24 protein-coding genes are annotated in these 19,244 nt (G+C 66.4%); 14 read left to right on the top strand and 10 right to left on the bottom strand.

Annotation, left to right across the window (positions count from 1 at the left end; all coding sequences use genetic code 11):
• The first annotated feature begins 65 nt into the window (after nt 1-65).
• The gene (locus WFK36_RS16370; protein ID WP_336793087.1) at nt 66-578 is read left to right on the top strand and encodes a DUF4395 domain-containing protein; all 513 of its coding nucleotides are present in this window, start codon (nt 66-68) and stop codon (nt 576-578) included.
• A gap of 20 nt (nt 579-598) precedes the next feature.
• On the opposite strand, the gene WFK36_RS16375 is transcribed toward WFK36_RS16370, so the two are convergent.
• Both WFK36_RS16375 and WFK36_RS16380 read right to left on the bottom strand, forming a co-directional pair.
• Nucleotides 599-1,078, bottom strand: coding sequence for a pyridoxamine 5'-phosphate oxidase family protein (locus WFK36_RS16375; RefSeq protein WP_336792937.1), 480 nt, complete (start codon nt 1,076-1,078; stop codon nt 599-601).
• Nucleotides 1,075-1,509, bottom strand: a complete 435-nt coding sequence (locus tag WFK36_RS16380) for a PaaI family thioesterase (protein WP_336792939.1) — start codon at nt 1,507-1,509, stop codon at nt 1,075-1,077. The genes WFK36_RS16375 and WFK36_RS16380 overlap by 4 nt, the downstream gene beginning before the upstream one ends.
• Nucleotides 1,510-1,567: 58 nt before the next feature.
• Here WFK36_RS16380 and WFK36_RS16385 point away from each other — a divergent pair, with 58 nt between their 5' ends.
• Nucleotides 1,568-2,137 carry a TetR/AcrR family transcriptional regulator gene (locus WFK36_RS16385; RefSeq protein WP_336792941.1) on the top strand — a complete coding sequence of 190 codons (570 nt, stop codon included), beginning with the start codon at nt 1,568-1,570 and terminating at the stop codon, nt 2,135-2,137.
• 14 nt (nt 2,138-2,151) lie between these two features.
• Here the strand turns inward: WFK36_RS16385 and WFK36_RS16390 are convergent, their stop codons facing one another.
• The gene (locus WFK36_RS16390) at nt 2,152-2,934 is read right to left on the bottom strand and encodes an alpha/beta fold hydrolase (protein WP_336792943.1); all 783 of its coding nucleotides are present in this window, start codon (nt 2,932-2,934) and stop codon (nt 2,152-2,154) included.
• Between the two features lie 159 nt (nt 2,935-3,093).
• Here WFK36_RS16390 and WFK36_RS16395 point away from each other — a divergent pair, with 159 nt between their 5' ends.
• Nucleotides 3,094-3,531, top strand: a complete 438-nt coding sequence (locus tag WFK36_RS16395) for a MarR family winged helix-turn-helix transcriptional regulator (protein WP_336792945.1) — start codon at nt 3,094-3,096, stop codon at nt 3,529-3,531.
• An 8-nt stretch (nt 3,532-3,539) separates the two neighbouring features.
• On the opposite strand, the gene WFK36_RS16400 is transcribed toward WFK36_RS16395, so the two are convergent.
• The 5 genes from WFK36_RS16400 to WFK36_RS16420 form a co-directional block, all read right to left on the bottom strand.
• Nucleotides 3,540-4,490 carry a Ppx/GppA phosphatase family protein gene (locus WFK36_RS16400; RefSeq protein WP_336792946.1) on the bottom strand — a complete coding sequence of 317 codons (951 nt, stop codon included), beginning with the start codon at nt 4,488-4,490 and terminating at the stop codon, nt 3,540-3,542.
• A complete protein-coding gene (locus tag WFK36_RS16405) occupies nt 4,487-5,017 on the bottom strand; it encodes a DUF501 domain-containing protein (protein WP_336792948.1) in 531 nt (176 codons plus the stop codon). The genes WFK36_RS16400 and WFK36_RS16405 overlap by 4 nt, the downstream gene beginning before the upstream one ends.
• A complete protein-coding gene (locus WFK36_RS16410; protein WP_081604319.1) occupies nt 5,014-5,601 on the bottom strand; it encodes a septum formation initiator family protein in 588 nt (195 codons plus the stop codon). Before WFK36_RS16410 ends, WFK36_RS16405 begins: the two co-directional genes overlap by 4 nt.
• 19 nt (nt 5,602-5,620) lie before the next feature.
• Nucleotides 5,621-6,898 (bottom strand): phosphopyruvate hydratase, encoded by a 1,278-nt coding sequence (gene eno / locus WFK36_RS16415; protein ID WP_336792951.1) that lies wholly within the window; start codon nt 6,896-6,898, stop codon nt 5,621-5,623.
• Between the two features lie 99 nt (nt 6,899-6,997).
• Nucleotides 6,998-7,747, bottom strand: coding sequence for a lytic transglycosylase domain-containing protein (locus WFK36_RS16420; RefSeq protein ID WP_336792953.1), 750 nt, complete (start codon nt 7,745-7,747; stop codon nt 6,998-7,000).
• A gap of 113 nt (nt 7,748-7,860) precedes the next feature.
• On the opposite strand from WFK36_RS16420, the gene WFK36_RS16425 reads away from it, so the two are divergent.
• The 6 genes from WFK36_RS16425 to efeB all read left to right on the top strand — a co-directional run bounded on the left by WFK36_RS16425 (nt 7,861) and on the right by efeB (nt 14,426).
• Nucleotides 7,861-8,454 (top strand): TetR/AcrR family transcriptional regulator, encoded by a 594-nt coding sequence (locus tag WFK36_RS16425; RefSeq protein WP_336792954.1) that lies wholly within the window; start codon nt 7,861-7,863, stop codon nt 8,452-8,454.
• Nucleotides 8,455-8,518: 64 nt separating this feature from the next.
• Nucleotides 8,519-9,742: an oxygenase MpaB family protein gene (locus WFK36_RS16430; protein WP_336792956.1), complete on the top strand. Its 1,224-nt coding sequence runs from the start codon at nt 8,519-8,521 to the stop codon at nt 9,740-9,742.
• Nucleotides 9,739-10,848, top strand: a complete 1,110-nt coding sequence (locus WFK36_RS16435; RefSeq protein ID WP_336792957.1) for a DUF5995 family protein — start codon at nt 9,739-9,741, stop codon at nt 10,846-10,848. The genes WFK36_RS16430 and WFK36_RS16435 overlap by 4 nt, the downstream gene beginning before the upstream one ends.
• A gap of 94 nt (nt 10,849-10,942) precedes the next feature.
• Nucleotides 10,943-11,863, top strand: coding sequence for an iron uptake transporter permease EfeU (gene efeU, locus WFK36_RS16440; protein ID WP_336792958.1), 921 nt, complete (start codon nt 10,943-10,945; stop codon nt 11,861-11,863).
• Between the two features lie 41 nt (nt 11,864-11,904).
• Nucleotides 11,905-13,131, top strand: a complete 1,227-nt coding sequence (gene efeO, locus WFK36_RS16445) for an iron uptake system protein EfeO (RefSeq protein WP_336792960.1) — start codon at nt 11,905-11,907, stop codon at nt 13,129-13,131.
• Nucleotides 13,131-14,426 carry an iron uptake transporter deferrochelatase/peroxidase subunit gene (gene efeB / locus WFK36_RS16450; RefSeq protein WP_336792961.1) on the top strand — a complete coding sequence of 432 codons (1,296 nt, stop codon included), beginning with the start codon at nt 13,131-13,133 and terminating at the stop codon, nt 14,424-14,426. The genes efeO and efeB overlap by 1 nt, the downstream gene beginning before the upstream one ends.
• A gap of 48 nt (nt 14,427-14,474) precedes the next feature.
• Here efeB and WFK36_RS16455 read toward each other — a convergent pair whose 3' ends face one another.
• Nucleotides 14,475-15,809, bottom strand: coding sequence for an HNH endonuclease signature motif containing protein (locus tag WFK36_RS16455; RefSeq protein WP_336792962.1), 1,335 nt, complete (start codon nt 15,807-15,809; stop codon nt 14,475-14,477).
• Nucleotides 15,810-15,822: 13 nt separating this feature from the next.
• Nucleotides 15,823-16,164: a helix-turn-helix domain-containing protein gene (locus WFK36_RS16460; RefSeq protein WP_336792963.1), complete on the bottom strand. Its 342-nt coding sequence runs from the start codon at nt 16,162-16,164 to the stop codon at nt 15,823-15,825.
• A gap of 196 nt (nt 16,165-16,360) precedes the next feature.
• On the opposite strand from WFK36_RS16460, the gene WFK36_RS16465 reads away from it, so the two are divergent.
• The 5 genes from WFK36_RS16465 (at nt 16,361) to WFK36_RS16485 (ending at nt 19,243) form a co-directional block, all read left to right on the top strand.
• Entirely contained in the window at nt 16,361-16,540 is a 180-nt protein-coding gene (locus WFK36_RS16465) for a helix-turn-helix domain-containing protein (RefSeq protein WP_336792964.1), read from the top strand.
• Complete coding sequence (locus WFK36_RS16470; protein WP_419717503.1) at nt 16,537-17,181, top strand: HNH endonuclease; 645 nt, start codon at nt 16,537-16,539, stop codon at nt 17,179-17,181. Before WFK36_RS16465 ends, WFK36_RS16470 begins: the two co-directional genes overlap by 4 nt.
• Before the next feature lie 397 nt (nt 17,182-17,578).
• Nucleotides 17,579-18,496 (top strand): SPFH domain-containing protein, encoded by a 918-nt coding sequence (locus WFK36_RS16475; protein ID WP_336792966.1) that lies wholly within the window; start codon nt 17,579-17,581, stop codon nt 18,494-18,496.
• 11 nt (nt 18,497-18,507) lie between these two features.
• A complete protein-coding gene (locus WFK36_RS16480; RefSeq protein WP_336792967.1) occupies nt 18,508-18,795 on the top strand; it encodes a hypothetical protein in 288 nt (95 codons plus the stop codon).
• Between the two features lies 1 nt (nt 18,796).
• Nucleotides 18,797-19,243, top strand: coding sequence for a hypothetical protein (locus WFK36_RS16485; protein WP_336792968.1), 447 nt, complete (start codon nt 18,797-18,799; stop codon nt 19,241-19,243).
• Nucleotide 19,244 lies beyond the last annotated feature (1 nt).

Consider the following 19,244-nt stretch of genomic DNA (forward strand, 5'->3'; position numbering starts at 1 on the left):
AGGAGCCGCCCGTGTCCAGCACTGAATCCGCTACGTCGCCCCTGTTCACGCAGGTCGACTCGTCGATCGCAGTCGAGTCGACGCCGTCGTGGCATCGCGGCGTCTTCGACTTCCCGAACCCGGTGAACGACTACGCCGCCCGCTCCACCGCAGGTCTGGTAATCGCGCTCGCCGCGGTGTCGATCGTGGTGAATCAGCCGTGGCTGTACGGCGTCCTCGCGCTCGGATTCGTTCTGCGCGTGGCGGGCGGCCCTCGGTACTCACCGTTCGGGCGTCTCGCCGTCCACGTGATCGCACCCAAGGTGTGGCGCAAGGAGAAGACCGTCCCGGGCCCGCCGAAGCGATTCGCCCAGACCGTCGGACTCGTGTTCTCCGGCACCGCCTTTGTGCTGTCCCTGTTCGGGTTCGGGCTCGCCGCCCAGATCGTCGTCGGCGCGCTCATCGTCGCGGCGTTCCTCGAGTTCGCGTTCGGCATCTGCCTCGGATGCATCGCCTTCGGTTACCTGCAGCGTGCGGGCGTCATCCCCGACGACGTCTGCGAAGCCTGCAACGACGTCACGCTGTTCGGACGTTCGTAGTCCGACCCCCTCGGCTCAAATCACGGAGTCAACGAGCCCATCCGGATCGTCTCGATCCGATCGACGCGCACATCACGAACACGTGTGAGTGATGCCCACGCCGCGGCTCCGCCCTTCGTTCGCAGAAGTGGGCCGACCGTGCGGTGGAACCTCGCGATCTCGTCGGGCGAACTCGACCGTTGCGGCCCGACGGCGCCGACCAGCCGAATCCCCGGCGGGCGCGAGAACCGCCCCCGCATCAGAGCTCGGCTCCAGAGCATCGGCCCGCTGTCGACCGCGAGGATCGTCACTTCTGGGGATCTGTCGACGTTGGCGGAGAGACGGGCGTTGAACACGTCGAAGTAGATACCTCGACCGAGGGGACCGAGCAGAAGGGAACCGATCGGCGTGACATGCGCCGAGCCGTCGGCGTTGACGCTCGCGATGCTGCAGTGCAGGCAAGACCGCACGGCGCGACGCGTCACGAGTCGCGCCTGCGTCCACTCGCGTTCGTTGATCATGACGACCGACCACCACCGGTCGCCACAGCGCTCCCCTGTCCGACGGCGCACTGCCGCTCGGTGCCGTCCGGCATCACGTTGTGGATCACGACAGTCGACGACGCCCCCGAGCGTCCTTGCTCCACGACGGTGGCCGTCGCTCGAAGGCGGCCGACCCTGGCCGTCCTCGAGTAGGTGACGGACATGCCCTCGGTGATGATGTCGGCACCCAGAACTGTGCCGCATGCAAAAGTGAGGGCGTTGTCGACCAGGTAGGCGAGCACACCGCCGTGGACGACGCCGTACTGCTGGCGGTGACAGTCTCGGATCTCCAGTTCAAGGATCGCCTCGCCTCCCTCGAATCGCTCGATCGTGGCGCCGACCAGGTTGTTGAACGGTTGCGATGCGAGGACCTGCGCCGCCGATGTGAGACCGATGTTCGTTGATGACATGCCGAACCTCCTAATAGAGTGAACACTCTAGAATTAGTAGAGCATATACTCCACAACTATGGGAAGGCCTGCCAAGCACGATGCCGACGACTTCATCGACGCAGCCGTCGCAGTGTTCGCCGCACGCGGCGTCCGGGCAGTGACGCTCGCGGCCGTGGCAGATCGACTCGGGGCGACGAACGGCTCGATCTACTACCGCTTCCCCGACCGGACGAGCCTGCTGCAGGCCGTCTGGCTGCGCACCACAGCAGAGTTCCGCCGGAACTATCTGGAGGTCGTCGGTGAACACCCGACAGTCCACGCCGCCGTCGACGCTTCCGCGTGGGTGGTCGAGTGGTGTCGCGACAATCTGGAGAAGGCTCAGGTCCTCCAGTCCGGGCCACGAACCTTCGACGCCGACGGCGAACCCGCTCAGCGGTCCGACGAAACCGCGACCGAGGCCGAGCTGCGGACCATCGTCACATCACTGACCGGCAAGACCGCCGCCACGGCGGACGAGATCGCATTTGTGATGATCGAGCTGCCGCTGGCGGTCGTCCGGCGACGTCTTCAGGCGGGCACGCCACCCGGCGACCGTGAAATCGACCTCGTCCGCGGTCTTGCAACGGCCGTCCTCGTCGGCAGGTGACCGGATGAGCACCGTCAGTCGACGAGGCCGGGCCCGACGCTCAGGCCTGCAATGATCGCGGCGTTCACGTCGTCCGCCGGATCGATCGGCAAGCCGTGGTGGCTCCCCGACGGCAGGATTGTCACAGATGCCTCCGGCAGACTGCGGCGCACTCCTTGTTCCACGGCTCGGACATCGTGCACACGACTGTCCGGTGCCAGAACAACCGTTGTCGGCATGGACAGCGCCGCGAGCGCTTCGCGCGACGGCCGTCTGGGGACCACCTTCTTCGCGGTCGGGCAGTGCTCCGTGCCATAGGAAGTCAGCGCGATCCATTCCGGGTCGAGGCCCACGCCCGACTCCCAGGCCAGGAGCGCGGATTGGCGTTCGGCGGAGGGCCGGATCAACACCGGCAGCGCATGCAGCAGGTACCGAATCGCCATCCCTGCAAAACACGAGGTCGGGTCGAGTAGTACGAGGTTGCGCACCCTCCCCGGTGAGGCCAGGGCAAAGGCGAGCCCGACCATCGCGCCGTACGAATGGCCTACGAACGATGCAGCCCTGACCCCCAGTCCGTCGAGCGTGTTCGACAGCCAGTCGACCAGTTCACCCGTCGTCGACGGCGCATTCGTGGCGACACTGGCGCCGACGTCACCGATCATGTCGATCGCATACACACGATGCCCATCGTCAACGAGGGCCGAAACGTTGGCAAACCACACCGTCGACGTCGCACCGGCACCCGACAGCAGAACCGTCGGGCGTCCGTCCGCGGCGCCACAGACGTTCACCCGAGTGCTTCCGAAGCGGCTGGACACAACAAGACTTGAGACGCCTGACGGCCACTTCGCCAGAACCGCCTCGTACCGCCGCTGAAACTCGACGCCAGTCGATCGGGAAACTCTCACCGCAGACTCCAATTTCTCTCGATAATCGAGAGACTAGTTTGTCGAGTGAATATTGTCTAGCATCGAGACATGACGTCAGACACCGCGATGAGAACCATCCACCTCCTGCGGGCAGTGACATTGCAGACGAACATGCTGGCGGCCGATTTCGCACGAGCGAACGCGCTGAACACCACAGATGTGCGCGCCCTGATCGGGCTCCTCGACCGCGAACGATCCGGTCTTCAAGCCACCCCCGGTTGGCTCGCAGAGCACCTCGCCGTCAACTCTGCATCAACGACAGCGTTGGTCGACCGGCTCGTCCGTCGCGGACTCGTCACACGCAGCCGAGACCACGTCGATCGACGTAGGGTCGTACTAGTTGTCACGCCGGCAGCTCGTGATCTAGGCGAATCATTCTTCGAGCCTGTCTTCAACCGGATCAGTGACGCTGCCAACGCCTTCAGCGCTGATGAGATGGACATCGTCGACCGCTTTCTCGTTGACGTCGCCTCGGCCCTGCGCTGAACTCCGAGTCAGTCCAGGAGACCGAGTGCGATGCCGTCGAGGATGTCGTGCTCGGAGACCACCATCTCGCTGATGCCCGCACGATCGGCGAAATTGCGGGCCAACTCCTGCGTGACGAGTGCACCGCCGCCGATCACGTCGGCGCGCCCGGGATGCATCGGGCCGAGGCCCATCCGCTCGTCGCGGGTCATCGCGACGATTCGTGAACACAATGCGTGCAGGTCGGCGAGGCCGATCCGCGAATGGTGGATCACCTCGGGGTCGTAGTGATCCAGGCCCGCGTGCACCGCCGCGAACGTCGTCAGAGTGCCCGCGACGCCCACCCACGTCCGCGCATAGGAGACGTCGACCGCGTCGAACGCCTTGGCGAGTTCGTCATGCGCGTAGCCGACCGCGGCATTGCGCTCGTCGAGCGTCGGCGGATCCGAGTGAAGAGCCCGCTCAGTGAGGCGGACGCAACCGATGTTCGACGAGTACGCACCGTGCACACCGGTCGACAGGTCGCCGACGACCACTTCCGTGCTGCCGCCGCCGAGGTCGGTGACGACGAACGGACCGTCGGCCGCGTCGAGTCCTCCGACGGCGCCTCGGAACGACAGTCTGGCCTCCTCGTCGCCGGAGATCACTTCGGCGACGGCACCGGGCTGAACACGGCCCAGCAGGTCGGCGGTCATCGCGAAGAACTCATCTCGATTCCCCGCGTCACGCGTCGCCGATGTCGCGACCATCCGGACCCGCTCGACTCCGGCGTCCAGCATCCGCTGCACGTAGCCGTCGAGTTCCACGCGGACACGTTCGATGGCCTCCGGCGCGAACTCGCCGGTCGCGTCGACGCCCTGCCCGAGACGAACCACCTTCATGTCGCGAGCTACGTCGACAAGCGACCCGTCCGACGCAGGCTCGGCGATCAACAGACGCAGCGAGTTGGTTCCGCAGTCGACGGCGGCGACTCGAGTCACGGCGTCTCGACTGCCGATGAATCGTCGCTGAACGTCGGCCAGTCGGCAGGGACCGCGATGCCGCGCAGCTTGTCCTCGTCGGCGATCATCGCGACGGCCTCGTCGCCGAACGGATTGACGCCCGGACCCTTCGCCAGCGCATGAGCGACAAGAACGTGCAGACACTTCACCCGGTCCGGCATGCCGCCGCCGGTGAAGTCCGTGCCGAGCGACTCGATGGCGTCGCGTTCAGCGAGGTAGCTCTCCCCCGCCGCTTTGTACGCTGCGGCGAGGTCGGCGTCGTCGGCGAGCCTCGCCTGCATCCCTCGCATCACGCCGCCCGATTCGAGTCGGCTGCAAGCCGCAGTGAGCCGTTGGTCGGTCAAGTAGTAGAGGGTCGGGAACGGTGTGCCGTCCGGCAGTCGCGGCGCGGTCTTCACCACCGCGGGCTGCCCGTCCGGTGTTCGATAACTGATGTCGAGCACGCCTCGCGGAGTCCGGCCGAGTTGCTTCTCGACGGCTGCCAGGTCGTTGTCCGAAACGCTCACTTGCCCTCCGGCGGTGTAGACACCGCATCCCACATGTTCTGGTACCACGGGTTGGCGGCGCGTACACGCTCCGCCTCGTCCGCGGCTTCTTGTTGTTCTCTGTTCGGCGCGATCACGACGACCTGCTTCTCACCGCGCTTGACGTACTGCAGTCGGGCGCGCGCCTGCGCCTCGATGTACGCCGGGTCGTTCTGCTCGGTGACCTTCTTCTGCAGGTCGGCCACCTCCGCGGACAGTGCCGCGTTCGACTCCTGCAGTCGATTGAACTCAGACCGCTGAGCGAGGTAGGTCCTCAGCGGCACAGCCAGCGTCAACGCGAGGAAGACGACGACGAGCCCGATGATCGCGGCCCGCTTCGGGTCCACGCGGGCCCACCTCGTCACGCGCGACGGCCGCGAGGTCTCACGCGACGCCCACCCTCGTGAAGTCGACGGCTTCTTCTCCGCGACGGCCTCGACCAGGACATCGAGGTCGTCGTCGGATCGTGTCCGGGCGCGTCGGGTGCGCGGACGTGACCGTGCGGATTCTGGTGTCCGACGGTCACTCCGGTCCCGACTGCTGCGCCCGGACGACGATCCTCCCATGTGTTTCAGCTAAGCACGATCAGACGGTGAAACGCGGGAACGCCAGGTCACCGGCGTAGCGAGCGGCGTCGCCCAGGCCCTCTTCGATGCGGAGGAGCTGGTTGTACTTCGCGACGCGCTCCGAACGAGCGGGTGCACCGGTCTTGATCTGTCCCGAACCGCATGCGACGGCGAGGTCGGCGATCGTGGTGTCCTCGGTCTCGCCGCTGCGGTGGCTCATCATCGACTTGTAGCCGTTGTTGTGCGCGAGGGCGACGGCGTCGAGAGTCTCGGTCAGGGTGCCGATCTGATTGACCTTCACCAGAAGAGCGTTGGCGATGCCCTCGTTGATGCCGCGCTCGAGGCGCTCCGGGTTGGTCACGAACAGGTCGTCGCCGACGAGCTGAACCCTGTCGCCGACGGCTTCGGTGAGTGCTGCCCAGCCGGCCCAGTCGTCCTCGGCGAGGCCGTCCTCGATCGACACGATCGGGTAGTCGCTGATCAGCTTGCCGTAGAAGTCGATCATCTGCTGCGCGTCCAGAGCCTTGCCGCCGAACTGGTAGGCGCCGTCACGGTAGAACTCGGTGGACGCCGAGTCGAGGGCGACGACGACGTCGCTGCCGAACTTCAGACCGGCGTTGCCGACGGCCTCGGCGATCACGTTCAGGGCGGCCTCGGTGTTGGGCAGGTCGGGGGCGAAGCCGCCCTCGTCGCCGAGCGCCGTGCTCATGCCCTGCTTGTGCAGCACCGACTTGAGCGCGTGGTACACCTCGGCGCCCCAGCGCAGCGACTCCTTGAAGGTCGGAGCGCCGATCGGCGCGATCATGAACTCCTGGAAGTCGATGCCGTTGTCGGCGTGTGCGCCGCCGTTGATGATGTTCATCATCGGAACGGGCAGGATGTGGGCGTTCGGGCCGCCGACGTAACGGAACAGCGGCAGGCCTGCCGACTCGGCTGCGGCGCGAGCGACCGCCAGCGAGACGCCGAGCAGCGCGTTGGCTCCGAGACGAGACTTGCCGGGAGTGCCGTCCAGGTCGACCAGGGTCTGGTCGAGGACACGCTGGTCGTCTGCCTCGATGCCGATCACCTCGGGAGCGATGTCGCCGAGGACTGCCTCGACAGCCTTGGTGACGCCCTTGCCCAGGTAGCGATCGCCGCCGTCACGAAGTTCCACTGCCTCGTGCTCACCGGTGGACGCACCCGACGGAACTGCGGCACGTGCGAACGTGCCGTCGTCGAGGACCACTTCCACCTCGACCGTCGGATTGCCTCGGGAGTCGAGGATCTCGCGCGCGCCGACCTGCTCGATAATTGCCACTTGTTCCAACCCCATTCAGATGGTCGTGCCGGCTCCGCTGCTGGGAGCATTGTCGGCGGGTACAGGCTCTAGCGTAATGGCTGCCGCGACGGGCAACACTCAGTACCTGACGTTGACCGAGTACGCGTTGGCGTGATTGCGCACGCGCAGCACGTAGTCCATCGAGTTGTTGTACGTCAGGACGGCTTTCTCCCAGCCCTCCGGCGTGGTCATGTCGCCTCCGGACGAGACGCAGAGGTAGCGAGCCGCAGACAGCGCAGCGTCGTCGATGTTGTCGGGATCGGCCTTGCCGTCGCCGTTGGCGTCGACGCCGAACCGCTTCCACGTCTCGGGGATGAACTGGAACGGGCCGACCGCGCGGTCGTACTTCTTGTCGCCGTCGATCACCCCGTTGTCGGTGTCGAGGATCTCCCAGTTTCCGTTGGTCCCATCGAGCTGAGGTCCTCGGATGTGAGGAGTGACGTCACCGTTGGGCTCGACATCCGCCCCCTTGTGCGTTCCGTGTTTGCTCTCGACGCCGCCGATTCCGGCGATCGTCGTCCACGTGATGCCGCATTCGGGGTACTGCTGCCGTTGGATCTCGGCCGCATTGCCGTACGCCTCCAGTGACGTCAACGGGATGTGCGTCTCCTCTGAGATCGGCGACGCCCAGTCCCGCATCAGATCGGCGGTCCGACCCGGCGAGTGGATGTTGATGAACGGCTGCTGCACCCCGGGACCGGGGGGTACGCCGTCGGGGATCTCCGGTCCGTCCCACGGCATCTCGACGTTGCACGCACTCACCGTCACCGCGACTGCAGCGGCAACCGCCGAGAGCGCGAGGCGTCGCACGAGTCGAGCCGTCGACACAGCTGATCAGTCCTTCCGAGGGATATCGAGCCACTACCGGGCCGGGCACAAGCGTGCCACATCAGTCAGACAACGCCAGCCGACCCGCCGAGGTTCCCCGTACCGTCTCAGTTGTGAGCGACATCAATCGCAGGCGCGGCAGACCGCCTGGCCCTCCCCTGGACCGCGACGCCAGGCGTGAAGCGCTCCTCGACGCGGCAGAAGATGCGATCGCGTCGTCGGGACCGGACGTGTCGCTCGCCGAGGTGGCACGCCGGGCGGGGCTGACCCGTTCAGCCGTGTACGCGGCGTTCGCTGACCGGGACGCACTTCTGGACGCTCTCGCATCTCGCCACGCGGCACGGCTTGTCGAATCGATGCGCGACGTCGCGGACAGCTCCGCCACCCCGCGGGATCAGACGCGGGCGTCGGTCGACCTGCTCGCCGCCTGGTTCGAATCGTCTCCCGACCTCGCAGGTGCACTCGCCGCTCGGTGGCGGACCGACGGGCGCTCGTTCGTGGAGTCCATGCTCGCCGACGTCTTGGCGGCGGGTTTCGTGGCGAGATCCCTCGATCCCGCACCCGCTCCGGTGTGGGCACGGGCGATGGTCGGCGCGGTGTCGGCGAGTGTCGAATGGTGGTCGATCACCCGCGACATCTCCCGAGGCGAGCTCGTGGACCACGTGACAGAACTCTTGTGGTCGGGACTGTCCGCCGCCAATCCGTGACCGGCACGACGCCGAACAGAGACGTTTCTTGACGTCCGTCTCACTAAAGGACACACTGTCTTTTATGGGGACGATCACATCCGACCAGGCAGCGGAGATCACCGGCGCACAGAATTGGCACGCCGTCGCCGAGGCTCATCCCGAACGAGCGTCGGCGATGGCCGACGGGCTGATGCGCGGCGACCCCCTCGCCGACGCAGTGGTCGCCGAGTACGTCGCCGCACAGGGAAAGCCGGGCGCTCTGACCTGGAGCGACGTCGTCGGAGCCCTCGATGAACCGACGTCTCCGATGCCGGCCGCCCTCACCCAGTTCATCGAGCGCACATCCCAGCCTCCGTCCTGGTTCGACCCCGCACTCGCACATGCGGGGGCCACCGCGTGGTGGCGATTCGGTTCACTGCAGTCGTCGACGCTCTACCAGTCGCTGATCTACGGCTACCAGGCACGAGGTTTCACCCGACCGCTCACCGAGACCGGCCGTCTCACCGAGGGAACCTGGGACCGTGTGCAGAGCACCGCCCGCTGGGTGGCCCTGGCCACCGCACCCGGACTCATGGACGTCGGCGGCCCCGGGTGGATCCAGACGTTGCGGATCCGCCTCGTCCACGCGTTGGTGCGCCACCATCTCATCGCACGGCAGGGCTGGGACGTCGAGCGGTGGGGTGTGCCCATCAATCAGACGTACTGCCAGTTCACGATCACCGCAGGTTTCCTCGCATTGCCGCTTCGAATCGCCGGCGACTTCGGACTCCACTATTCGCAGGCGGACAAGGAAGCGATCACCCATCTCTGGCGGTGGATCGGATGGACGATGGGCGTCGACGACGAGTTGCTGCCGAGAAGCTTCGCCGACGCTCGTGAGATCGATGTCGTCGCCCGTGAGTTCCGGATGGAGCCGGACGAACACGCACAGACCCTGGTCACCGCGCTGCTGGCCGACGGCTACCGCACCGAGGTCCCGCTCCCGCGGCTCCTCCGTCCGATGTCCGCCACGATCAACGGCGCGGTCCACGCGGTGACGCGGCCGATCCTCCGGCCCCTCTTCGCCGGCGTCTCGACCCGTTGGGTGGAACCGGAGATCGCGACCGCGATGGGATTGCGGGCGACGCCGCTTCGCAACGTCGTGGTCCTCGCCCGGCCGTTCGTCCGGTCCCGTGAGGTCCTCCGAACACTGGGAGTGCTCGGGTCCGACGTGGCCGTCGCGCAACGCGAACTGAGGATCGTCACCTCACAGTTGGGCCTGGACCTCACCGCGCCCGACGCCGATCGGTACCGGGGCGTCGCATGACGACGTTCACCGTCACGCGGGCGTTGCGGTGTTCACGCGAACAGGCGTGGACGATGCTGACCGTCCCGGAGCAGATGAACCGCTGGTCCACGGCTCGCATCGACCTCTTTGAGGACGGAGTCGGGGATCGACCGGACGGAGTCGGGACACTGCGCACCGTGACGCTTCCCGGCGGTCGTGCCCGACTCAAGGAGGTCGTCGAGAGGTCCGAGTTCCCATCACGCTTCGCGTATCGAGTGCATGACGGTGGACCGGCGCTGCTCGACCACCGCGGCGAACTATCATTCGTCGCCACCGCTGACGGATGCCGTGTCGTGTGGACAGTTCAGATGCGGCTGGTGTCGGCAGTCGCCACAGCTGCAGTCGCACGAACGATCAGGCGACAGCTCGGCGAGTCCCTCGACCACCTCGCGCTGCTCGATCCGCCCGAAGCCGTCGGCGCCCCGGCCCCTGTGGCGAGGACCCGGCACGACGTGACTCGACTCCGTGCGCGGGCGCTCGACGTTCTCGGTACCCAGCGGGCCACAGCGAAACGTCTCGCCGCCGACGACGACCCCAAACAGTGGTTCGCACGGGTCTACTCCTACGTCACCGAGGAGATGATCAATGCCTGCGACCGCGGCGACGTCGACAATCCGGACTGGGTTCTCGACCTCATTCCAGTGTTCGACGAGTACTACACGAAGAACCTCTCCGACTTCGAGGCCGGGCGCGCGTGCGAGCCGATGTGGCAGCGGGCGTGGTCGACGTGCGAGCGGAGAGATGAGCGTCGGCCGCACATTCCCGTGATGTCGGGGTTGCTCGCCGGCGTTGCCGCGCACATCGACGCCGACCTGCCCAGGGCTCTCGCCGACGTTCACCGGACGCGATACGCAGACACCGACCTACGGGCATTTCGTCCCGACTATCTCCGACTATCGCCCGTCTTCACGGCGGCATCCGATCTGCTACTCGCCGATCTCCCCCGTTCCCACAAGCCGTGGTGGACGGGGTTTGCCACGAGAGTTCATCCGCAGTTGAGGGACTCACTTCTCGCCCGAAAAGGCTATGACGTCGGACGACACCGTTTCGAGGCATTCGCCAGGGCCTTGAAAACAGCGTCCTGACTTTCGCCCTGTCGACTGTTTTCACATAGCTGAGGCTGCGCTATTCTGAGTCGCTGCCATAAGGCACGCCTAGCCTCAGGAAAGCCGAACACCGATGATCACGCTCGCCGACTCCACTGGACCGTCCGTCGCCACGCAGATGTTCGGCAGTGGGCTGATCGGCGTCCGCGAGGGCCTGGAGGCGGGCATCGTCGTGATGATCCTCGTCGCGTTCGCTGTGAAGTCCGGCCGGCGGGACGCCCTCAAGTGGATCTGGCTCGGTGTCGCAGGCGCGCTCGCCCTGATGATCGGCACCTTCCTCATCATCCAGTTCGGCACATCGACGATGTCGTCATTGGCGGCCGAGCTGATCGCGGGCCTCGCATCACTGGTCGCCGTGGTGATCGTGACATTCATGGTCCTGTGGATGCGCAAGGCCTCGGCGAGCATCTCCGGTGAACTCAAGTCGGGACTGGAGAACGCGATGGGCGCGGGCGGCGCAGCCGTCACCGGCCTGGCGTTCCTCGCTGTCGGGCGCGAAGGGTTCGAGACGGCGTTGCTCATGGTCGGTTACGCGGAGAGCGGCGACAGCGGGCCGTGGCCGCTGATCGGCCTGCTCCTCGGTGTTCTGGTCGCGGTCGGTCTGACGTTCCTGCTCTACCGCGGCGCGATCCGGATCGACTTCAACCGATTCTTCTTCTACACGGGACTGTTCCTGATCGTCGTCGCCGCGGGCATCGCGTCGTACGGCGTCCACGCATTGCAGGTGTACGGCTGGCTGCCGGGCCTGCACAACACTGCCTTCGACATCACCTCCGTGTACGACCAGAGCTCTTGGTACGGCGAAGTGCTGCAGGGCATCTTCAACTTCCGGCCCGAGCCGTCCTGGCTGCAGGTGATCGTGTGGGTCGGCTACATCGTCATCGTCGGCACCGCGTTCGTCCTGCGCGGCCGCACACCCGCCCCCGCGAAGACGGCAGCTCCGCCGTCGGATGCGCCAGCCGAGGCTGACGACGAGACCGTCGCCTCCTCCTGACGTTCCGCTCCCCGAGTTCGACCCCCGAAAGGAAACACCCCATGGTTATCTCGTCAACGTTCTCTCGTGGTCTCCGCACCGCGACGATCGTCGGGCTCGCCGCCGCGACACCGATCGCACTGGCCGCCTGTGAGGCGAAGTCGGACAGCGAAGGCGCCATCACCGTCACTTCGACGGACGACGGCTGCACCCTGTCGACCAGTGAGGCCCAGACCGGCCAGGTGAACTTCGAGGTCAAGAACTCCGGCGCCAAGGTCACCGAGTTCTACATCTACGCGCAGAACAATCGTGTGCTGGGCGAAGTGGAGAACATCGGCCCCGGCCTCACCGGCAAGCTCGGCGTGGAGATCGTCGAGCCCGGCACGTACACCGTCGCGTGCAAGCCCGGCATGGTCGGCAGCGGCATCCGTCAGGATCTGAAGGTCACCGGCGAGAAGAAGACGAAGAGTGAGGCTCCCGCCGACGTCGAGGCCGCCAAGGCGCGCTACCTCGAGTACGTCCGTGGCCAGGTCGACGCCCTCGTAGCCCAGACAGCGACCTTCGTCGACGCGGTGAAGTCGGGCGACCTCGACACCGCACGCAACACCTTCGGTCAGGTCCGCACCTCGTGGGAGCGCGTGGAGCCGGTCGCGGAGAGCTTCCCCGACCTCGATCCGCTGATCGACATGCGCTGGGACGACACCGAGGACGGCAAGGTCGAGTTCACCGGCTTCCACCGCATCGAACGTTTCCTGTTCCCGCCGCAGGCCTCCCAGATCGGTGAGGCCGAGGGACAGATCTCGCCCGCAGACGCCGCAGACGCGAAGGTCAAGGACACCAAGGACCAGATCGCGAAGATCGCCGACGGCCTGCTCGCCAACGTGAAGGTGCTGCAGACCGAGATCAACAAGTCCGACTTCGTCTTCGAGACGCAGAGCTTCGTCAAGGGACCGCAGGCGCTGGTCGACGAGATCGCCGCCACCAAGGTCGGCGGCGAAGAGGACCGCTACAGCCACACCGACCTGTGGGACTTCGCCGCCAACATCGACGGCGCCGAGACCCTCATCGCCGAGATGCAGCCGATGATCTCCAAGTCGAGCCCCGAGCTGATGGACAAGATCACCCAGCAGTTCGAGGCCATCCGCTCGGCGATCAACGCGCTCCGCGAGGGCGACGGCTACCGCTCGTACGACAAGGTCGACGCCGCAACGCGTCGCGACCTGTCGGACAAGATCGACGCGCTGTCGGCGAGCCTGTCGCAGGTCCCCGGCATCGTTCTGCAGAAGTAATGGCTGACAGGGAGGGCTCACAGAGCCAATTCTCGCGACGCGCGGTTCTCGGCGCGGCCGGTGCCGGCATCGTCGTGGGCGGTGCAGTCGGTGCGTTCGGCGGATACTCGGCGTCGTCGGACGCCGCCGAGGGCGAAGTCGACCGTACGGTGCCGTTCCGCGGCGACCGCCAGGCCGGCATCGTCACCGCCGCTCAGGACCGTCTGCATTTCGCCGCGTTCGACGTCATCACCGATTCGCGTGACGATCTGATCGACATGCTGAAGAAGTGGACATCAGCCGCCGAGCGGATGACGCGCGGACAAGAGACTGTCGAAGACGGGGCTCTCGGGCTCGGCGAGTACACGCCGCCCGCGGACACCGGCGAGGCTCTTGGGCTCTCCCCTGCCCATCTCACTCTCACGATCGGCTTCGGCCCCGGCCTGTTCGGACCTAGCGCATCGGATCCGAACCGTAAGGACCGCTTCGGCATCGCCGAGCGCAAACCCGCCGCTCTGGCCGATCTCCCCGCGTTCGCGACGGAGAAGATCGAACCGTCGCGCTCGTACGGCGACATCTGCATCCAAGCCTGTGCCGACGACCCGCAGGTGGCGGTGCATGCGATCCGCAACCTCGCCCGCATCGGCGTGGGCGTGGTCTCCGTCCGCTGGTCGCAGCTCGGGTTCGGCCGCACCTCGGCGACGACCCGTTCGCAGGACACGCCCCGCAACATGTTCGGGTTCAAGGACGGCACGGCGAACATCCGCGCTGAGGACACCGCCACCCTCGACAAGTGGGTGTGGGTCGGAGACAGTGACAATCCGCCTGCCGCGCAGTGGATGACCGGCGGGACGTATCTCGTCGCGCGGCGAATCCGCATGGACATCGAGCCGTGGGACCGGGCGAACCTGCAGGAGCAGGAGACGATCATCGGCCGTACCAAGGGCGAGGGCGCTCCGATCGGTCAGGACGGCGAGTTCGACGAACCCGACTTCCAGATCACCTCGTCCGGTGCTCCGCTGATCGCGAAGACCGCCCACGTCCGGCTCGCACACCCGACTGCGAACAACGGCGTGGAGATCCTCCGCCGCGGCTACAACTTCACCGACGGCTCGGACGGCTTCGGCCACTTGGATGCAGGCTTGTTCTTCATCGCGTTCAACCGTGACTCGTTCAAGCAGTTCGTTCCCATGCAGCACCAGCTGTCACGCAAGGACGCGATGACCGAGTACTTGATCCCGAACGGCTCCGCGTTGTTCGCGATCCCGCCGGGTCTCAAGGACGGCGAGTGGTGGGGTCAGCACCTGTTCTCCTGACCTGAACCGCCGCTTCTGCCGGTCGAACGAAGTCGAGGCGTCGACGAGTCACGCCGCAGCGTCAGCGTGACTCGTCATCGACCGCCTGGCATGCGATCTGATCGGCACCCGTGGCCGATCCGGCCGTGCCGGGTCGGCCGGTTCGAGGAACCAAGGATGGCTGTCGTGGCCGATGAACACCTCCCACCCGCTCTGATGAATCAGGGTGTGGTGCATCCTGCACAGCAGCACTCCGTTGCCCAGGCTCGTCGCCCCGCCTTCTGACCACGGCGTGCAGTGATGAGCATCAGTCCAGGTCACGGGCCGCCCACACCCGGGGAAGGCACATCCGCAGTCCCTCGCAGCGAGGGCCTTCCGAATGCCGGGTGTCATCAACCGCTGCTCCCGCCCCACATCGAGCGGGACGCCTTCGCCGTCGACGGTGATCCTGGTGACCGCCGAAGTGCACAGACTCAACGCGACCGTCGCCGGAGAGACGGGCCCGGTGAACCCGAGCCTCGCGACCCCATCACCAGGTGAACCGACTGCGGGAATGACGATCGACGCATGCGGCAAGACACCACCACTGATAGGCCGGTCCGATCCCGACAGATACGTCCGAATGATCTGCCCGAGCGCATCAGCCCTGCGCTGCCGAGTCGACCTCCGATCGGGTGACCCATCCGGCTCCGGAACCGGCCTGCACAACGGATCCAAAGCCGCATTCAACTCTTCACCGGTCACGACGTCGAGATCCATGGTGGCCTCGACGCGTCCTTCGTCGTTCAGATACAACGACATCTCATTGAGTTCCGGATTCTCCGACGCCGGAACCAGATCCGGATCATCGGACTCCGCAGCCAACGCGATCACCTCCCGCTTCGCCGCGGCCTTCACCTCGGCCGGCGTGGTGTTCAACGCGAGCTTGCGGGCCAATCGCTGCTGCTCGTCGGGGTTGAGTGGTACCCGAGCCGTAACGCGGGCGACGCCTGCCCCGATGGCATCGGCGATCTCTGCGGACATCGACCCGTCGCGCATCCCGCGCCCGACGTTGGCGAACCGCTCCGCGTGATGACCATTGCGAACAGTCCGATCCGCCACGGCGGGTGGGACACCGATCTCAGTCAGCAGCATCTTCGCCGACCGGAGGTGTTTGCGGAACGGGATCCCCGCCCGCTCAGCACCGCGCACCAGCTGAGCTTGGGCCGCGTCGAGAACATTGCGGGCCCGCGCGACTTCGACAATCGCCGACAGAATCTCGGCGTCGTCGGCGCCGACCTTGCTCGCCGACGCCAGCAGGCACGCCAACCTCGGCGACTCGCCCGAGTCGGGCTCGGTGGCGGTGGGTGGTGCGAGTTCGTCGACGATTCTGTCGGTGAGCTCGCGCACAATAGACGTGAACATGACAAACCCCCTTCTAAACCGAAGGTCGTCGGTTCGATCCCGACAGGGGGCTCTCTCGGCGGAACGCCGCCTCGTTGTCCTGCTCCACGCCCTCGTCTGGCCCATCCGGGTCGGCGGGGGCGTGTCCTGTTTCTAGCCAGTGCAAGTCGATCCCTGTCGCCATAGACCACGCCATGAGCGTCGTGCGACGGATCTGAGTCTTGCCAGCTTCGGCGCGTTGAACGGTCGCCGCCGATACTCCCAGCCGCTCTGCGAGCTCGCCCTGATTGAGGCCGACGAACTCCCTGGCGACGGTCAGCCGTTGAGCGTCCGTCAGCTCCGGGATGATGCCGCGCGGTGCGTTGGATCGAGTCATTGTGTTGCCTTCCCCTCTGCCTGTCGGCCGGTGCGGCCAAGGTTCTTCTGTGTGCGATTAGGGACTCTACCTGCGAAATGTAGGAGTTACAACACGTGTCGATCACGCGGATGAACGCAAGTGCTTGACAAAGAGTTCGAATTACTACACTGTCATTCGCATGCAGACGACGAAAAGTTCGAAAACAAACATCCCGATGGGTGTGAGTGAGGCTGCTCGGCTCTTGCGGGTCAACCCCGTGACTGTGCTTCGACTCATCAAGGCGGGCGAGTTGGCTGCCGAGCAGATGCCAGGGAAGACCGGCGCCTATCTCCTGCAGCGCTCCGATGTCGAAGACCTTGCGGCGAAGCGCGCGGCCAAAAAGGCCGGTGCGTGATGGCCCGCGATATCGCCGTTGACGTGCTCGACGAGGTGTGGCGCCGTGACTCCACCCCACAGGATGCGGCCTGCCGTTACTGCGGCGCGTCCGTGGTCCACAGCGTGCGGCGACCAGCCGAAGCAATCCGCGCCCACTTCGACGTTGTCGATCCGAACGAGCCCGCGACCGTCGACAACGTCGTCGTCGCGTGCCCCGCATGCAACATGCGCAAGGGCAACCGCACTCCGAGCGAAGCGGGGATGTCGCTGACCGAACCCGTGGTCGAGCGAGAGGCACCGTCGGGTGAAGGTCGGCGTATCGATCTGGCCCGCCGAAAAGTCACCCTTGCTCGGCGGACCGCGGACCGCCGTCGACGCGAACTCGCCGTCGCCAAGCACTGCATGCACGCCGCCGAGGACAGCTTGAGCGTCGCCGAGGACCGCGTGCGCGCCGCCGAGGCAGCGCTCGCCACAGCGCTGGCGGACAGCGTCCGGCCCGACGAGATCACGCGCGGCCCCGGTGCGCTCTACGGCCATACGACGGTCTCGCTGTATGACGACGCAGTACAGCCGGTCCTCTCGATCGTTGGCGCGGACGCGTCGCGGGTCCGCGAGGCCGCCGCCGCCATTCGTGCGGCCGAGTCTGCGCCAGGTGCGTGATGCACCCACTAGTCCTGTCGGCGCTCCTCACGATGGCCGTGTTCTCGCTCGTGGCTGGTGTCGATGCCTGGGCCGCGCGCCGTCGTCGCGACGCAGCTCGGCGTCGCCTCTCGTCTTCTCCTCGTCGAATCCGTGGGGGGTTCGCCGGTGGAGAGGTTGGCCGACGGCCGCGCACGGATGCGCGGCCGTCGCCCGGCCAACCGCCTGTGCTCGTGCTCGACCCGACTGACCCGCTGAACCGTGCGGTCGCCGAATGGCTCGCACGGGGGAACGGCTCGTACGCGGTCATCCGACCCGACGGGCAGCGCGCCGCCGACTAGGTCGGCCGCTCGCACCCGCTCGCTCTCGACTTCCCACCGCAACAGTCGGCGGGACCATCCAGAAGAAAGGCAACAAGATGCCCGGATTGTTCATCGCGTTCATCACCCTCGGGGTGATCGCGCTCCTCTTTGCCGCTGCAGGTCTGTTCGTGTCACGGATCGCGACACGCGCCGAGGACGCCGACCACCCGGACGCCGAAGGCGCACGGATCACGAGCCGCGCCGGTTACGGCGTCGCCATACTCCTCGCGGCGCTCTCGGCGCTGATGCTGCTGCTGTCGTCTACGACGATCGTCTCGACCCGCAACGTGGGCGTCGAAACCAAGTTCGGCCGGCCGACCGGCTCGAACCTGTCGAACGGTTTCCACTGGAAGAACCCACTGTCGCAGGTCCACGAAATGGACGGCGCCGTGCAGAACCTCACGCGCACCGGCGAGCAGGCCACAACAGTGCGCCTCGGCAACAACTCCCTAGCGACAGTCGACAACACGATCCGGTGGCGCATCAAGCCTGACGCCGCCCCGCAGCTCTACCTCGACTACCGCAGCTTCGAGGGCGTCACCGACAACCTCGTCGTCCGGCAGGCCAACGCCGCCCTGAACGAAGTCCTCGGCGGGTACAACCCGCTCGCCTCCCTCGAGGAGCAGAACAACGAAAACGCCAACGTCCGCATCGCACGACAGGTCCGCGACGTCCTGCGCCGCGAGGTCGGCGACGACATCGTCATCGAGCAGGTGATCATCCCGGTGATCCGCTTCGACCAGCCCACGCAGCAGCGCATCGACCAGTTCAACACCGAGGTCGCCAACACCCGCGTCGCCGAGCAGCGACAGTCGACCGCCCGCGCCGACGCCGAGGCCAACCGGATCATCTCCGACTCGGTGAAAAACGATCCGAACGTAATCACCTCGCGCTGCGTCGACGCCGCGATCAAGGCCAACATCAGCCCCGCCGGCTGCTGGCCGGGCACCACCACCATCACCGGAATCAAGTGAGGCACACCGCCATGCGCACAGCAACCAAGACCCTGCTCGCCACCATCGCGGCCGTCGCACTCGCACCGCTCGGCGTGGCCGCCGCGTCCGACATCATCGTCACCGACATCGACAACAGCAGCCCGTCCGGCACCGTCACCTCGAACGAGGTCAAGTCGCCCGGCGTCGACCGCTGCCCCGACGAGGGCGCCGTCTCCAACGCTTGGGAGTACGTCGGCACCGACGACACCGGACAGCCCGTCTACGCGTGGATCTGCCGCTACCCAGACGTCAACCACGGCCCGATGGAAAGCAACTGACATGGCCACCGGGAAGCACACCGCCGCACACCTCGGTGAGGACGCGAGACCCGTCTCGATGCCCTACACGCCGACCACGCGCCTGCCGTTCATCGAGGTCCCCTCGCGCACCGGCAAGCGGTTCGTCCGAGCGCTCAACACGTACAACCTGGTGAAGGCCACAGCGAACGAGATCGTCGGCCGCCGCGGTGGACAGATCCAGGTGACGACCGTCGACGACAGTGGACGCCTTGTCCTCGGCGACCCGAGCATGACCGGATCTGAGGGGTTCCGGTCACGCGCACACGCGGTCCTCGCCGACGGCACACACGTCACCGGCGAGTCCGACACGGTCCCACGCGACGAGTTCCTGACCGCTCACACGTCGCTGCTGTCGATGGCCACGGCGATCGAGCGGGTGGTCGAGCAGATCCACCTGCACCCGTGCGAAGCGGCGGCGGTCCGATGAC

Origin of the sequence: Gordonia malaquae, from assembly GCF_037148075.1 — a bacterium.
GTDB classification, from domain to species: Bacteria; Actinomycetota; Actinomycetes; order Mycobacteriales; family Mycobacteriaceae; genus Gordonia; species Gordonia malaquae.

What these genes read in the sequence shown, in the direction of transcription:
- WFK36_RS16375 (WP_336792937.1), bottom strand. Translation starts at nt 1,078, where the DNA reads ATGATCAACGAACGCGAGTGGACGCAGGCGCGACTCGTGACGCGTCGC.
- WFK36_RS16380 (WP_336792939.1), bottom strand. Translation starts at nt 1,509, where the DNA reads ATGTCATCAACGAACATCGGTCTCACATCGGCGGCGCAGGTCCTCGCA.
- WFK36_RS16385 (WP_336792941.1), top strand. Translation starts at nt 1,568, where the DNA reads ATGGGAAGGCCTGCCAAGCACGATGCCGACGACTTCATCGACGCAGCC.
- WFK36_RS16395 (WP_336792945.1), top strand. Translation starts at nt 3,094, where the DNA reads ATGACGTCAGACACCGCGATGAGAACCATCCACCTCCTGCGGGCAGTG.
- WFK36_RS16410 (WP_081604319.1), bottom strand. Translation starts at nt 5,601, where the DNA reads ATGGGAGGATCGTCGTCCGGGCGCAGCAGTCGGGACCGGAGTGACCGT.
- WFK36_RS16430 (WP_336792956.1), top strand. Translation starts at nt 8,519, where the DNA reads ATGGGGACGATCACATCCGACCAGGCAGCGGAGATCACCGGCGCACAG.
- WFK36_RS16435 (WP_336792957.1), top strand. Translation starts at nt 9,739, where the DNA reads ATGACGACGTTCACCGTCACGCGGGCGTTGCGGTGTTCACGCGAACAG.
- efeU (WP_336792958.1), top strand. Translation starts at nt 10,943, where the DNA reads ATGATCACGCTCGCCGACTCCACTGGACCGTCCGTCGCCACGCAGATG.
- efeO (WP_336792960.1), top strand. Translation starts at nt 11,905, where the DNA reads ATGGTTATCTCGTCAACGTTCTCTCGTGGTCTCCGCACCGCGACGATC.
- efeB (WP_336792961.1), top strand. Translation starts at nt 13,131, where the DNA reads ATGGCTGACAGGGAGGGCTCACAGAGCCAATTCTCGCGACGCGCGGTT.
- WFK36_RS16455 (WP_336792962.1), bottom strand. Translation starts at nt 15,809, where the DNA reads ATGTTCACGTCTATTGTGCGCGAGCTCACCGACAGAATCGTCGACGAA.
- WFK36_RS16460 (WP_336792963.1), bottom strand. Translation starts at nt 16,164, where the DNA reads ATGACTCGATCCAACGCACCGCGCGGCATCATCCCGGAGCTGACGGAC.
- WFK36_RS16465 (WP_336792964.1), top strand. Translation starts at nt 16,361, where the DNA reads ATGGGTGTGAGTGAGGCTGCTCGGCTCTTGCGGGTCAACCCCGTGACT.
- WFK36_RS16475 (WP_336792966.1), top strand. Translation starts at nt 17,579, where the DNA reads ATGCCCGGATTGTTCATCGCGTTCATCACCCTCGGGGTGATCGCGCTC.
- WFK36_RS16480 (WP_336792967.1), top strand. Translation starts at nt 18,508, where the DNA reads ATGCGCACAGCAACCAAGACCCTGCTCGCCACCATCGCGGCCGTCGCA.
- WFK36_RS16485 (WP_336792968.1), top strand. Translation starts at nt 18,797, where the DNA reads ATGGCCACCGGGAAGCACACCGCCGCACACCTCGGTGAGGACGCGAGA.